General features: G+C 72.2%; 13 protein-coding genes. 5 read left to right on the top strand and 8 right to left on the bottom strand.

The genetic code is table 11. The features are described from left to right. Positions 1-481 precede the first annotated feature (481 nt). Complete coding sequence (locus C4U03_RS10345; protein WP_235017763.1) at positions 482-2,017, bottom strand: carboxylesterase/lipase family protein; 1,536 nt, start codon at positions 2,015-2,017, stop codon at positions 482-484. Positions 2,018-2,247: 230 nt separating this feature from the next. Further along, positions 2,248-2,706: a histone-like nucleoid-structuring protein Lsr2 gene (locus tag C4U03_RS10340; protein WP_103937512.1), complete on the bottom strand. Its 459-nt coding sequence runs from the start codon at positions 2,704-2,706 to the stop codon at positions 2,248-2,250. A 181-nt stretch (positions 2,707-2,887) separates the two neighbouring features. Between C4U03_RS10340 and C4U03_RS10335 the strand changes: the two genes are divergently transcribed. Then, the gene (locus C4U03_RS10335; protein WP_200827185.1) at positions 2,888-3,868 is read left to right on the top strand and encodes a glycerophosphodiester phosphodiesterase; all 981 of its coding nucleotides are present in this window, start codon (positions 2,888-2,890) and stop codon (positions 3,866-3,868) included. A gap of 56 nt (positions 3,869-3,924) precedes the next feature. Here C4U03_RS10335 and C4U03_RS10330 read toward each other — a convergent pair whose 3' ends face one another. Continuing rightward, positions 3,925-4,257, bottom strand: a complete 333-nt coding sequence (locus tag C4U03_RS10330) for a hypothetical protein (protein ID WP_103937510.1) — start codon at positions 4,255-4,257, stop codon at positions 3,925-3,927. Positions 4,258-4,911: 654 nt separating this feature from the next. On the opposite strand from C4U03_RS10330, the gene C4U03_RS10325 reads away from it, so the two are divergent. Further along, positions 4,912-5,337: an ATP-binding protein gene (locus tag C4U03_RS10325; RefSeq protein ID WP_235017761.1), complete on the top strand. Its 426-nt coding sequence runs from the start codon at positions 4,912-4,914 to the stop codon at positions 5,335-5,337. A 21-nt stretch (positions 5,338-5,358) separates the two neighbouring features. On the opposite strand, the gene C4U03_RS10320 is transcribed toward C4U03_RS10325, so the two are convergent. After that, positions 5,359-5,850, bottom strand: coding sequence for a MarR family transcriptional regulator (locus C4U03_RS10320; RefSeq protein ID WP_103937509.1), 492 nt, complete (start codon positions 5,848-5,850; stop codon positions 5,359-5,361). Between the two features lie 91 nt (positions 5,851-5,941). On the opposite strand from C4U03_RS10320, the gene C4U03_RS10315 reads away from it, so the two are divergent. The 3 genes from C4U03_RS10315 (at position 5,942) to C4U03_RS10305 (ending at position 9,083) form a co-directional block, all read left to right on the top strand. Then, a complete protein-coding gene (locus C4U03_RS10315; RefSeq protein ID WP_103937508.1) occupies positions 5,942-7,108 on the top strand; it encodes a PP2C family protein-serine/threonine phosphatase in 1,167 nt (388 codons plus the stop codon). 384 nt (positions 7,109-7,492) lie between these two features. After that, positions 7,493-8,302, top strand: coding sequence for an SAM-dependent methyltransferase (locus C4U03_RS10310; protein ID WP_103937507.1), 810 nt, complete (start codon positions 7,493-7,495; stop codon positions 8,300-8,302). Positions 8,303-8,513: 211 nt separating this feature from the next. After that, the gene (locus C4U03_RS10305; protein WP_103937506.1) at positions 8,514-9,083 is read left to right on the top strand and encodes a carboxymuconolactone decarboxylase family protein; all 570 of its coding nucleotides are present in this window, start codon (positions 8,514-8,516) and stop codon (positions 9,081-9,083) included. Between the two features lie 9 nt (positions 9,084-9,092). Here C4U03_RS10305 and fahA read toward each other — a convergent pair whose 3' ends face one another. The 4 genes from fahA to C4U03_RS10285 all read right to left on the bottom strand — a co-directional run bounded on the left by fahA (position 9,093) and on the right by C4U03_RS10285 (position 13,018). Further along, a complete protein-coding gene (gene fahA, locus C4U03_RS10300) occupies positions 9,093-10,274 on the bottom strand; it encodes a fumarylacetoacetase (protein ID WP_103937505.1) in 1,182 nt (393 codons plus the stop codon). Beyond that, the gene (locus C4U03_RS10295; RefSeq protein WP_103937966.1) at positions 10,271-11,143 is read right to left on the bottom strand and encodes a hypothetical protein; all 873 of its coding nucleotides are present in this window, start codon (positions 11,141-11,143) and stop codon (positions 10,271-10,273) included. The genes fahA and C4U03_RS10295 overlap by 4 nt, the downstream gene beginning before the upstream one ends. Beyond that, positions 11,140-12,336 (bottom strand): homogentisate 1,2-dioxygenase, encoded by a 1,197-nt coding sequence (locus C4U03_RS10290; RefSeq protein WP_103937504.1) that lies wholly within the window; start codon positions 12,334-12,336, stop codon positions 11,140-11,142. Before C4U03_RS10290 ends, C4U03_RS10295 begins: the two co-directional genes overlap by 4 nt. Positions 12,337-12,475: 139 nt before the next feature. Beyond that, on the bottom strand, positions 12,476-13,018 hold the full coding sequence (locus C4U03_RS10285; protein ID WP_103937503.1) for a MarR family winged helix-turn-helix transcriptional regulator: 543 nt from the start codon (positions 13,016-13,018) through the stop codon (positions 12,476-12,478). Between the last annotated feature and the right edge of the window lie 33 nt (positions 13,019-13,051).

Genomic DNA, 13,051 nt, shown 5'->3' with positions numbered 1-13,051 from the left:
ACCGATCCGGAACGCCGGTCTTTCGCGATGCGCCCGTCTCGTCCTGCGCGTTTTGTCGTTTCATTGCCACGGGTGCGGCTCTGTCGGCCGCGGCGGGCATTACGATCGCACCCGATCCGGTGGCACGAAATCGGGGATCGAAATCACCTGAGAACGATCCCGGGGCGAAAAGGAGAACCCTCCGGCCGCCCGTTCCCATCGGCGTCCGTCGTGCGGCGCCCACCAGTCGATCACCCAGGAGACCGCCACCGGCGCAGGGGTGTACGGCTACGCGGTGCTCCGCGATGACAACGGCACCTGGGAGCTCACCTTCCACCAGACGAACGGGACCGTACGGGGCAAGACCTGCGACCTGAGCAGCGGCCTGGTCAAGACGTTCACCTGTCACTGACGGGCCGTCACGTCCGAGGGCGGGCACGTCCTCGGCGGCGTGCGTCCGGCCCGGTCTGCTCCGGGCCGGACGCACGTCGGGTTCAGGTGGTCAGGACGAGGGCGGGATCCACAGGTCGCACTTGTGGTCCTGCGGGAAGGTGGTGCTCGGGGCGATCGCGCCGGGCGCCAGCACCTGCACCTTGGGGAAGACGCTCCAGTGCGGGGCGTTCCCCGCGTACGGGAGACCGGTCCGGGCGAAGTTCGTCCAGTAGCCGAGCATCTGGTCCGACAGGGCGTTCTGGGCGGGGGTGCCCGAGACGTTGCCGAAGATGTAGCGGATCTCCGAGCCGTGCGGGGCGCCGATCGGGAAGCTGACCGGCAGGTTCAGGTAGTCCATGGCGTGCCGGTCGGCGAACTCGTACTGGTAGGCCCGGGTGTGCTCGGCCATCAGGCGTGTCGTCTGGTGCGACAGGCAGGAGAACTGGGAGTCGGTGAAGATCGCGCCCAGCGCCTCCGCGGGCGTGCCGTAGTCCGACAGCGGGTAGCGGGCCAAGATCGCCTCGGCCCGGTCGCCGTAGGCCTGGCGGACCGCCACCGGGTAGCCCTCCGCCGTGAGCCGCCTTCCGGCCAGGTCATAGGTGGACGCCACGGTCAGCCGCCCCTCGTCGGCAGTGGTGCCCTGGATGACCGGGACCCGGTGGAACCGTCCGGTGCCGAGCGCCTGCGCCACCTGCAGCGGCACCACCCTGCCGTCGACGACCGGCGTCCAGCGCGCGGCCGGGCTCAGCGAGGCGGCCAGCACCTGGTCGGCGGACCTGCCGCGCAGGCAGGCCACGTCGGAGCAGCCCAGGGCCGAGGTCGCCCAGGCCGAGCCGCTCGACTGCTGGGCCTCCTGGGTGGGCATCGGGAATCCGCAGCCCGACTGGGCGATCGCCCGGTCGAACAGCCCGGCGGCGCGGGGCGAGATCAGGTTCTGGCAGACGCTGCCGCCCCCGGCCGACTCGCCGAAGATCGTCACGTTGCCGGGGTCGCCGCCGAACGCCGCGATGTTCTCCTTCACCCAGCGCAGGGCGGCCTGCTGGTCGAGCAGCCCGTAATTGCCGGCCAGCCCCTGGGCGGACTCCTGCGCCAGCCCCGGGTGGGCGAAGTAGCCGAAGGCGCCGAGCCGGTAGTTGAAGTTGACGACGACCACATCGCCCTTGGCCGCCAGGGCACGGCCGTCGTAGAAGGTCCCCGAGCCGATGGTGAAGCCACCGCCGTGGATCCAGACCATCACCGGCCGCTTGGACACGGACCGTTTCGCGGGCGTGTAGACGTTCAGGTAGAGGCAGTCCTCACTGGGCGTACCCGGCCCCGCCAGGTTGCCCCAAGGCGTGGGCTCGGCGCGCTGCATGCAGGGGTTGCCCGGCGTGGACGCGTCCCGGACGCCCGGCCAGCGCGCGGGCGGGGAGGGCGGCTTCCAGCGCAGCGACCCGACCGGCGGCGCGGCGTACGGGATGCCGAGGTAGGAGTTGGCGGTCTCCGCGGCCGTTCCCCGGACCTGTCCGTACCGGGTCGCGACGGTCGGTCCCTCCTCCGCGGCCACGGGGGCGGCCAGGCCGCCGGCCGACAACAGCAGAACGGCCGACACCACCCCCCGCCGCATCCATGACAGCGGCGAACGAGCCCTCGCCGGGAAACCCGTCGGCAAACCAGACATCGGCACCTCCATGGAGGAAAGCGGTGCCCGCATCGTGGCAAGAAGGCCGATGACCGGCATCGCGTAAATCACCGGTCTTCGGCCGCCGCAACGGTACGGCCACCGCCGCCCTCGGCATCATGAAGCTGCGCACGCCCACCGGCCGGTGGTGCCCGGCAGCGCGGAGAACGCCGTGGTCAGGAACGCATGTCCTGCGGCTCCGGCTCGTCCTGGGGCTGCGACCCGTCCTGAGTCCGCGGCTCGTCCTGGAGCTGCGGGCCGCTCTGCGGGTCCGTTCCAGGGCGGGCGTCCGGGTGGGCCGCGATGAACTGCTCGTAGACCTCGTCGGCGATCTTGCCGCGTACGCTGACCTCGACGCCCTCGCGCTTGGCCCACTCGCGGACGTCGGTGTTGGTGTAACCCCGCAGCCGGGGGGTGACGTCGGCGTTGCTCTTGCGGGAGCGGCCCGCGGCCTTGACGACGACCGCCTTTTCCAGGTACGGGGCGAGGATTTCCAGCGTCTCGGTGAGCCTCTTGTGGTTGGCGTCTCCCAGATCGATGGTGAACTGGGTACCGGCCACCTCGAAGTCCCGCTTGGCGACGTCCTCTCCGTCGTACCCATCGATGTCGTCGACCATGACGACCTTGGTGGCCATGTGCTCCCCTTCGTCGCAGTAACAGGCGAGCCAGAATCATAGGGGCTGGGTACGACAGCCACGGCCGAGCGGGTCGGCCCGGGTGCGGCGACGGACGGTCACTGCCCGAACACCCGATATTTCCATGGGGCTCACTGCGCGTCCGATGGGCGTTTCGTTCCGAAATTTACCGTCCGCGCTTATGAGCATCAGCCTTCTGCCGCGTCCACCGCGGCGTACCAGGGGCCGGTCGGCGGTGGCGCTCGGCACGGTGGTCATCGCGGCGGGCACGATGTCCCTCGCCGTCCCCGTGTCGGCCGCCACGCCGGTGGGCGGGGACGCGGCCGGCTCCGGCGGGGTCCGGGCCCTCGTCATCGGCGGCGCCACGGTCCCCCTCACCCCTGTGAAGATCACCAAGCCGGCCGCGAACAGGTATCTGCGTCCGCGCGGCGGCCCGGTCGCCGTGGTCGCCCACCGTGGGGCGTCCTCGGCCGCGCCGGAGAACACGCTCGTCGCGCAGGAGGTCGCCCGCCGCGCGGGCGCCGACCTCATCGAGACCGACGTGCAGCCCAGCAAGGACGGGGTGCCCTTCGTCATGCACGACCGGACCGTGGACCGCACCACCAACGGCGCCGGCCCCGTCCGCGCTCTCACCTCCGCCCAGCTCAGAAAGCTGGACGCCGGGTCCTGGTTCGCCCCGCACTACCGCGGCGCGAAGGTGCCCACGCTGGCCGGGCAACTGGCCGACCTGCGCACCCGGGGCGGCCGCCTGCTGCTGGAGATCAAGGGCCCGCACACCAGGGCCGAGGTCGCCAGGATCGTCAAGGTGATCCGCGCCCAGCGCATGACCGGGCGGGTGTTCGTCCAGAGCTTCGAGGTCTCCGTCCTCAGGTACGCCCGCGAGCTGGCCCCCGAACTCCCCCTCGGCCTGCTGCGCAGCAGCCTGGACGCCGACCCGGTGGGCGTCACCAAGAACCTCCGCCTGACCGCCTACAACCCGAGCCACGGAGCCCTCCTGGCCAGGCCCCGCATCGTCGCCGACCTGCACAAGGCCGGTGTCGCGGTGATGCCCTGGACGGCCGACTCCCCCTCCCTGTGGAAGCGCCTGGACACCCTTGGCGTCGACGCCATCATCACCAACCGGCCCGCCGAGCTCACCGGCTGGAACGACGCCCGCCCCTGACCACACCGCACGAGGGAGGCGTCCCGTCGTTCGAGACGGCGGGGCGCCCGGCGGGGTCAGCGGGGCTGGGCCGGGTTGGTCGGGTCGCCGTGGGAGGGCGGGTTCATCGGCGGGCCGCTGGTGCTGGGTGACACCTTCGATCCCCCCGCGGCGGCGGGCGGGTGTTCGGGCACCGACCCCCGCGCCGACCCGCCGGAGGGCTCCTGTCCGGCGTCGAGTTGTCCCAGGCGGGCCTTCATCACCTGGAGAACGGACATCCGGTGGGCGTGCTCCTTCTCGTAGTCGAGCAGGCGTCGCAGATCGTCCCTGCCCAGCGTCCGGATCCGGTGCTGCAGCGTGGCGACCGGCAGATGGTCGTAGTCGGGCAGTGGCAAGTCGGCATGGGACATGCTTCCTCCTCGTTCACTCGTGGGCTTCAAGCCCGGCCCGGGTGAGGGCGGTGCCGCCCCTACCCCCACGACCTCGGCCTACTCACCCGGAGAGGCCGTGTCACCAGGCCGTTTCGGCCGAGCGGCCGGCGGGCACGGGGACGACACGGCACGGCGACACCGCGCGGCGGCACAACCCGGCATGATCCGGTACGGCACAGCGCGGCACGGCTCGGCCCGGCGGTACGGCCCGGCTCGGCGCGGCACAGTGCGGCACGGCGGCAGGGTGCGGTTCGGGAGGGATGTGCGGTGGGTTCGGTCACCGTGGCTTTGCTGTTCCTTTAATATTGTCGCGTGACAACCATCCCGGTGTCGGCGGTGGTGTCCCGTTGTCGAGCGTGCCGGTCCTGGGGCGAGGGCCGGGCGGTCGGCGGCGGGCGGCCACCGTGTTCGGTGCGGGTGCTCCGCACCGACCGGAGAACTCGTGAGCGTCCCGTTCCGCCGGACGTTCCGGTTTCCGTGAAGCTGCGGCTAGAAGGGCTGACGCGTGAGCGGAGGCGTTTTCTGCGGTGCCGGCCGAACGGCGGCCGAGGCGCCGCCGCCTCGGGGAGAACAGGCCGGCCGGCCGTTCCCGCGGACGGTGCACGGCTGCGGGCGGGACGTGCCGGTGCAGGCGTGAGCGACGCGGTCTCCACGGCCATGCTGCCGATCTCCAACGACGTCGAAATGGCGGCCGTACGCCGGGCCGTACGGGAGTGCGCGGTGCAGATCGGGATGAGCCTGGTGGAGCAGACCAAGCTGGTCACGGCCGCCAGCGAACTGGCCCGCAACGCCCTGCTGCACGGCGGCGGCCGGGCGGAGATCGCCCTGGTCGAGTCCGGGGGGCGGCGGGGCATCCGGCTGGTCTGCACCGACGACGGCCCCGGCATCGCGGACCCGGCCCAGGCCATGTCCGACGGCTACAGCACCGGGGGCGGGCTCGGCCTGGGACTCGGCGGCACCCGCCGGCTCGTGGACGAGTTCACCCTCGACACCGCACCGGGCCGGGGCACGACCGTGACGGTCGTCTCATGGGCGTGGCGGGCGGCCGGTCCCCGTTGAACGGTCAGCGGCCGGTGACCGTCAGGCGGGCCAGGAGACCTCCGCGGACGGGTCGGCCTTGTCTCCGGTCGCCGCCTCGTGGAAGTGCAGCAGCCCGGTGAGCAGCGCTATCTGGGCGGCCGGCGCCATCCGGGCGAGCACCCGGCCCAGCTCCTGCCGGCGTTGCTCGCGCAGCCGATCCAGCAGCAGCCGGCCGTCCTGGCTGAGCCGCAGGCTGATCGCCCGGCGGTCACGGCCGGGGTCGCGCACCAGCAGCCCCGCCGCCTCCAGCCGGTCGCACAGCCGGCTGGCCGAGGACGGCAGCGCCCCCAGCTCGGCGGCCAGCCCGCTGAGGTTGATGTCGCCGTGCCGCTCCACGATGAGCAGCACCCGTAGCTGGGTGGCCGGTATCACCTCTCGGCCGCTGCTCCACACCGCCGCCAGGGTCCCCGCCGGTCCGTCCAGCGCGGCGGCGAGCCGGTCCAGGGCCCCCGGCCCGGCCAGCGGGGAGGGGTCGCTGGGCAGGCCTGTCATGTCCCAACTGTGACACATTGACGTAAGCTCCGTTACGCACTCGGATACGCCCGCCGGGTCGTCTCGACTGTCGTACCCGAGTGAGGCACCCATGACCGAAGACCAGTTCAGCGCCATTGAGGAAGCCGTCTGGGAGGCCCGGCCGCACGCCGTGCCACAGGCCGCCGCGCGCCTCGTCAAGACCCACTTCGACGCCAGCCGCGTCGAAACCCTGCTGGCCGACTACCGGATGGCCTACCTGATCCCGGCCACCGGCGACGCCGAGCCGGTGCCGCTGGACGCCGGTCCCGCAGGCCGGGCCTACGCCTCCCAGCAGGTGATCACCGAGCCGGTGACCGGCTCCCCGGCGCACCGCCTGCACCTGCCGCTGACCGTGCACGGCGACCGGCTCGGCATCCTGACGGTCGAGCTGCCGGGACCGCCCGGCGCCGAGCATCGCCTGCGGCTGGCGGCGGTCGCCAGCGCCCTGGCCCGCGCGATCAAGATCGCCGACGGCCACACCGACGCCTACCGGCAGATCCGGCGGCGCGCCCGGATGACCCTCGCCGCCGAGATCCAGTGGGATCTGCTGCCGGCGCGCACCTGCAGCGGCGACGAGTTCAGCCTCGCCGGCCAGCTCGAACCGGCCTACGCCGTCTGGGGCGACAACTTCGACTGGGCGCTGGCCCCCGACCACCTCACCGTGACGGTGACCAACGGCATGGGCCGCGGCACCCAGGCGGCGCTGCTCACCCATCTGACCGTCAGCGCCCTGCGCAACGCGCGCCGCTCGGGGAGCGGCCTCACCGAGCAGGCGGCCCTCGCCAACGAGATCGTGTACGCCCACCATCACGGCGAGCTCACCTCCGCGACCCTCCTGCTCGGCTTCGACCTGCGAACGGGGCGCGTCACGGCCGTCGACGCCGGATCGCCGCTGGTCTACCGGCTGCGCGGCAACACCGTCGACCCGATCGCCCTGGAGCCCCAGTTGCCGCTGGGCATGTTCAACGACACCGGGTACACCGAGGAGGAGTTCTCGCTGCAACCGGGCGACCGCCTCGTCGTCGTCAGCGACGGCGTCCACGGCGCGCTGTCCCCCGGCGGTGAGGCCTACGGCTCGCTGGCGCTGGCACGGGCGCTCCGCCAGACACGCCTGCAGGGTCCGCCGGAGGCCGTCCGCACCCTCATGCGCGGGCTGCTCGACTACCACGAGGACACCGACCTCGCCGACGACGCCGTCATCGTCTGCATCGACTGGACCGGCAAATCCTCGCGCTGACCTCCTGCGGCGGCGGGCTCGTTCGGCGTCGGGAGCGCCACGATCATCCGGGCGGTGGCCTCTCCTGACGGGAGAGTAAAGTGTCCCGCGCGGGGCGGGTCTGCACATTCGCGGCGTGCCACCCGCCTCGCCTCCGCCATTTTCGGGGTCGCGATGTCTCCGGGCCGGCCGGCGGCCCTTCCACGGCCCCGCACCCGGCGTCTGCCCACCGACTTGACTGCTCTGGACTCGGGTGTCAACCTCCCCTATGCTGCTGCTCCCCTGAAAAGGCCGCGCATTTCCCGTGGGCGCGTCGGGCACCGTTCACTCCTCACCCGTACGGGCGGGGTTTTCCCGGGTCGCGGCGCCATGGGCGGGAGACGCCCCTCCGGCGAGGAGAGCCAGATGAGCCGTGACGACGGGCAGGGCCCGCCTGACGGAGTACACACCGACAGGCCGGTCTCCGCCCGCGTCTGGAACTACTGGCTGGGCGGCAAGGACCACTACGACGTCGACCGCGAGGCCGGCGAGAAGGTCGCCCGCCACGTCCCCGGGATCGCCGCCGCCGCCCGCGGCGACCGGCTGTTCCTGGGCCGCTGCGTGCGGTACCTCGCAGGCCAGGAGGGCGTCCGCCAGTTCCTCGACATCGGCACCGGGCTGCCCACCGCCGACAACACCCACGAGATCGCCCAGCGGGTGGCGCCACAGGCGCGGATCGTCTATGTCGACAACGACCCTCTCGTGCTCGCCCACGCACGCGCCCTGCTCATGAGCACCCCCGAGGGGGCGACCAGCTATATCGACGCCGATGTGCGCGACCCCGGGAAGATACTCCGCGAAGCCGCCGCGACGCTGAACCTCGGCGAGCCCGTCGCGCTCATGATGCTCGCCATCCTGCATCTCATCGCCGACGACGACCAGGTGCGGCGAATACTGCGCGAGTTCGTCGACGCGTTGCCGTCCGGCAGTTACCTGGCCATTTCCCATGCGTGCACCGACGTCGAGGCGACGCGCGTCGCCGTGCGCACCTGGAACGACAGCGACACCCCCCACCCGGTCAAGCCGCGCAGCCGCGCCGAGATAACCCGCTTCTTCGACGGGCTGGAACTGGTCGAACCCGGAGTCGTCTCCTGCTCCCGGTGGCGCTACGAGCCCAATCCCTGGGGCGAGCCGGAGGAGATCATGACCTTCGGCGGGCTGGCCCGCAAGCCCTGACGCGCTCCCCGGTCCGAAGGCCGGGGATCCGGTCCGTGCCGCCACATCAGGCCGGAGCACCGCGGATAAACCTGGTGGGCGTCCATGTGGCGGCGGATCATCCGGGTGGCCGACGCATCGGGCCGCCGTTATCGTGGCGGCGGTCCGATTGATCTTTCGTCATCGCCGGAGCCTCACCCATGTCTCCGGCCGTTCCGCCGGAGGTGGCCCCGTGGCACACATCGATCTGGGCGAGGACCTTCCCGGACTGCCCTCGCTGCTGCGCTTCCGGCCGGAGACCGCGGGGCCGCTCAGCGCCCTGGCCGAGACGCTGCTGCGCGGCCCGAGCCCGCTGGAGCGCGGGGAGCGCGAGCTGATCGCCTCCTACGTGTCCACGCTGAACGAGTGCCGATTCTGCGCCTGGTCGCACGGGGCCTGTGCCGCCGCGCAACTGGACGGCGGCATGTCGCTGGTCGAGCAGGTGCACGCCGACCCGGCCACCGCGCCCGTCTCCGACAAGCTCAGGGCCCTGCTGCGCATCGCCGCCGCGGTGCAGCGCGGCGGACGCGAGGTCACCGGCGGGGACGTCGCCGCGGCCCGCGCGGCGGGCGCCACCGACGTGGAGATCCACGACACCGTCCTCATCGCCGCCGCCTTCTGCATGTACAACCGCTACGTGGACGGCCTGGCCACCTTCACCCCGACCGACCCGCAGGCCTACACCCGCATGGCCGAACGCCTCACCACCCACGGCTACGGCGCCCCACCCTCCAACCCCCCGCAGGGAGCCGGCACCCCCTGACCGGGCCGGTCACTCGGAGGTGAGGGCGGGCAGGACGCGGCCGCGTACCTCGCCGAAGGACAGGTGGCCGCCGGTCGAGGCGGGGGCGGTGGCGGAGATGACGACCTCGTCGCCGTCCTGGAGGAAGTCACGGGACTCGCCGTTCACCTGGACGGGCTCCTTGCCGCCCCAGGTCAGCTCGATGAAGGCGCCGCGCTGGTGCTTGCCGGGGCCGGAGACGGTGCCGGAGGCGAACAGGTCGCCGGTGCGGGTGGCGGCGCCGTTGACGGTCATGTGGGCGAGCATCTGGGCGGGCGACCAGTACATCTCGCGGTAGGGCGGGCGGGACACCTCCTGGCCGTTCCACTGGACGGTCAGGTCGATGTCCAGGCCCCACGGCTCGCCTTCCCGCAGGTAGTCCAGGGGCTTCGGCTCCTGGGGCGGGGTGGGGACGCGGGCGGCCTCCAGCGCCTGGAGCGGAACGACCCAGGCGGAGATCGAGGTGGCGAAGCTCTTGCCGAGGAAGGGGCCCAGCGGGACGTACTCCCAGGACTGGATGTCGCGGGCCGACCAGTCGTTCACCAGGACGGCGCCGAAGACGTGCTCGGCGAAGTCGTCGCAGGCCACGGGGGTGCCCAGGGGCGAGCCGGTGCCGACGATGAAGCCGAGCTCGGCCTCGATGTCCAGGCGGCGGGACGCGCCGAAGCGCGGGGCGTCCTCGTCGGGCGCCTTGAGCTGCCCGCACGGCCGCACGATGTCGGTGCCGGAGACGACGACCGTTCCGGCCCGGCCGTGGTAGCCGACCGGCAGGTGCTTCCAGTTGGGCATGAGCGGCGGCGCGCCGGGGCGGAAGAGGCGGCCGAGGTTGGCGGCGTGGTGTTCGGAGGCGTAGAAGTCCACGTAGTCGCCGACCTGGATCGGCAGGTGCATCCGCACGCTCCCCAGGGGATGGGCCGCCTTGTCGGGCACCTGGCCCGACACCAGTTCGGTGACGCGGTCGCGCACCTCGGCCCAGCGCCGGTGGCCCTGCGCCATGAACGGGTTGAGCGTCGGCTGGGCGAACACGTCGTCGCCGAGGGCCGCGGCGAGGTCCACGACCCAGTCGGCGACGCGGACGCCGATCCGGGGCCGGGTGCCCGGCGTGGAGAAGACGCCGTAGGGCAGGTTGGCGAACCCGAAGGGAGAGTCTTCGGGGATGTCGATCGTGGTCAAGGCGTGGCTCCTCGATGACCGGTGAAGGAGGCGGGAACGAGGCCGAGCGCCGCCAGCTCGGCCAGCGGCTCGGTGATGCTGCACGTCCCGAAGGACAGGAAACGGGCGCGGACGGCCTCGGCACGGGCGTCGCGGTCTTCGAGGCGGGCGGCCAGCTTCGCACCGTCGCGTTCGGCGAGGACGCCCACCAGGTCGGCCTCCCCGCCGCCGTCCAAGGCCGCCTCGACGGCCAGCAGCAGGTTGAGGAAGCCGTGCTGCTCGAACCCGGTGCCGGGGTCGGTGTTGCGGACGGCGTGGTGCAGCCCGGCGGTCGCCTTGAACGGCACGTCCGCGCGTACGGCCGCGCAGACGGCGGCGGCGAGCTCCGCCTCGTCCGGGTACAGGTCGGCGGTGACCCCGCCGGTACGGAACTTGGCCCGCCGGCCGGTCGTCGCACAGGCCGCGATCAGCTCCGGGCGCCGCCCGTCCCGGGGGATCTCGACGAACACCTCCGCGCCTGCGACGGCGGCCTGGGCCCTGTCGAGCTCGGCGAGGAACGCCGACGGCTCCATCCCGGACGGAACCGCCACCTCGACGGCGCACACCCGTACCGGCAACGCCGCAGCCGCAGCGAGCACCGGCACCAGCCGCCCCGGCCCATCCGGAAACGTGACCGCGACATCCAGCCGCCCGCTGGGGGGCGTGATGAGGAGGTCGGCCAGCTTCGGCAGGGCGGGGGCGGCGATCACCAGGGGGCCGACCAGGGCGGCGTACGGTGACGCGGTGTGGCGGGCGTGGGCGCGGACGGCGTCGGGGAGCGGCATCAGGCCGGGCGGGAACACCGCGGCGTCGTCCAGCAGGCCGGTGAACCATGCCGTCGAGACGTTCATCGTGGTCCCCGGCCGGCCCACGTCCAGGCGTAGCCGGGGTCTTCCGCGGCCCGGCCGCCTTCGCCCAGCTCAAGGGGGCGGAACGTGTCCACCATGACGGCCAGTTCGTCGAAGAAGTCCTTGCCGACGCTGGCCTCGTAGGCGCCCGGCTGGGGACCGTGCGCGTGGCCGCCGGGGTGCAGCGAGATGGAGCCCTGGCCGATGCCCGAGCCCTTGCGGGCCTCGTAGTCGCCGCCGCAGTAGAACATCACCTCGTCGGAGTCGACGTTGGAGTGGTAGTACGGCACCGGGATGGCCTCCGGGTGGTAATCCACCTTGCGCGGCACGAAGTTGCAGATCACGAAGCCGGCGCCCTCGAAGACCTGGTGCACGGGCGGCGGCTGGTGGATCCGGCCGGTGATGGGCTCGAAGTCGGCGATGTTGAACGTGTACGGGTACAGGCAGCCGTCCCAGCCGACCACGTCGAACGGGTGCTGGGGGTACACGTGCCTCGTTCCCGTGATGCCTGCGGTGGTGCGGTGCTTGACCAGCACCTCCACGTCCTGGCCCTCGGCCAGCAGCGGCTCGTCCGGGCCGTGCAGGTCGCGTTCGCAGTACGGGGCGTGCTCCAGCAGTTGCCCGAACTTCGACAGGTAGCGGCGGGCGGGGGTGATGTGCGAGGCGGCCTCGATGCAGTACGCCCGTACCGGCCCGTCCCCTCCCGGCACCCAGCGGTGGGTGGTCCCGCGCGGCAGCATGACGTAGTCGCCCTGCCGGAACGGCAGCACGCCGAACACCGTCTCGACGGTGCCCTCACCGGACTCCACGTACACGCACTCGTCGCCGACCGCGTTGCGGTAGAGCGCGGACGTCTCCCCGGCCGCAACATAGGAGATGCGAACGTCGGCGTTGCCGAGGACGAGACGGCGCCCGGTCACCACGTCGTGGTGCTTCCACTCCTCGCCGGGGAAGAGGTCGTGCAGCTTCAGGTGCCTCGGCTTGAGGGGATGGTTGGGCTCGGTGCCCTGCTCGTTCAGCTCCCAGGGCGAGGCGTCCACGATGGCGGACGGGATGTGCCGGTGGTACAGCAGGGAGGAGTCGCTGGAGAAGCCCTCCTCCCCCATCAGCTCCTCGTAGTAGAGGCCGCCTTCGGGTGCGCGATGCCGGGTGTGCCGTTTGGGAGGGACGGCACCGATCCGCCGGTAGTACGTCATGGCCTTGTCTCCTCGCCCGGACGGCTCCGGGGATCGCCCAGAGATCCCGCCCCACCAAACTAGTAAAAGTCTTAATCAACTATCCGCCCCCCGAACGACCCCGTCAAGACCGTCAAGGCCGGGCCGTCCGCGCCGGGCCCTAGTGGCGGCCTCGTACGTCGAACTGGTCGCGGTTGGTGATGAGCTTGTCCAGCAGCATGATCAGGATGCGCTGTTCGGCCTCGGTGAGCACGCCCGCCCACTCCTGCTCGCGGCGGTGCTGGGCCTGGAAGGTCTCCAGCATCTCCCGCCTGCCCCGTTCGGTCAGCGACAGCAGCACCGAACGGCCGTCGCGCTCACCGGGCGTACGGTCCAGCAGGCCCTGCCCGACCAGCGTCTTGGCCAGGCCGGACACCGCGGCCCGGCTCATCCCGGTCAGCTCGGCGGCCTTCTTGGCCTCCAGCGGCCCGGCCAGCCAGACGACGAACAGCAGCCGGAAGCCCGACCAGGAGCGGCCCCGGGGCCGGTGCACCGCGGCCTCCAGGTCGTAGGTGACGATGCCCGAGGCCCGGTTCAGCGTCAGCAGCAGCTCGGTGGCCAGCCGGTCCCCGAAGCCGTGCTCCTCGGCCAGCCGGTGCTGCGCGAGCCGGATGAACGACCAGAAGTCCAGCTCATCGGCTCCGCCGTGGCCGCCCGCGGTCATGTCCAAACCCTAGCCCCGGCTGCCGGGACAACC

The sequence above is a fragment of the Thermomonospora echinospora genome (assembly GCF_900108175.1).
GTDB classification, from domain to species: Bacteria; Actinomycetota; Actinomycetes; order Streptosporangiales; family Streptosporangiaceae; genus Thermomonospora; species Thermomonospora echinospora.
Note: the sequence above shows the minus strand (reverse complement) of the source record. Positions and strands in the feature narration are given on the sequence as shown.